Origin of the sequence: Allochromatium palmeri, from assembly GCF_009720725.1 — a bacterium.
Classification (GTDB): domain Bacteria; phylum Pseudomonadota; class Gammaproteobacteria; order Chromatiales; family Chromatiaceae; genus Thermochromatium; species Thermochromatium palmeri.
The window spans coordinates 1-768 of sequence record NZ_WNKT01000150.1 but is presented as its reverse complement, the minus strand read 5'-3'; the positions used below and the strand labels follow the sequence as shown (position 1 = coordinate 768).

The 768-nt window shown below is 46.9% G+C and carries 1 protein-coding gene; it reads right to left on the bottom strand.

Annotated elements, in window-relative coordinates; genetic code table 11:
- The coding region (locus GJ668_RS19880) for a transposase (RefSeq protein ID WP_186343241.1) at window positions 1-662 on the bottom strand (662 nt) is incomplete at its 3' end.
- Window positions 663-768 lie beyond the last annotated feature (106 nt).

The window sequence follows — 768 nt, the reverse complement described above, 5'->3', positions numbered from 1 at the left end:
TATAAATCTGAGCAGATCGCGCCGACGGTGCGGCGTAACCGCTTGGGAATGCTACGAAAAAATCTCTCTACGGTCGCCTTCGTGCGATCCGCCAGCACCGCCAAAATGGTGAGCGTGCCGTCGATTAAAGCACTGATAACCGTGACGTACTGTCGATGCCCTTTTTTCAACGAAATTTCATCAACCCCAATGACATCGAGACGCTCAAAACGCTCCCAATCGACGGTTTGAGCCACGGATCGATCAATCACACTGTCGAGTTGATCTGAGCTGACATCATATTTACAGCTGACATCCTCAATGGTACTGTTAATCAGTGCGCGCAACAGTTCTTGTTCGTAGGCTTTGGTAAACGCACTGTGCGGTGTATACCACTCCAGTGTTTGCGTCGTTGTCGGCTGATGGTCACAGGTGAGACAGCGATAGCGTTTCGGTTTTAAAATGATTTCCGTGCGATAGTTAAACATCGGCAAATGACGCAAACGAATTTCAGCTCCGACTCCATGAGGGGTCTTGATCCACTGTCCACACCGATGACAGGCACATCCATTTTGCCCGCTCGTCACATAGACATTAAGTGTGCGTGGGTCAGTAAAAACGACTCGATCAATGATAATATTTGAGAGTCCCAGAACGGTTTGGAGTTGCTCGCGGTCAATCATGGCTATTTCGTATAATGAAAGCGGCTCGAAATAAAAGATCAGACAGAATCAATCATAAGCTGCTGATTATAATAAAAATTTACTTTACTTTAAACCCGGAAGAGCC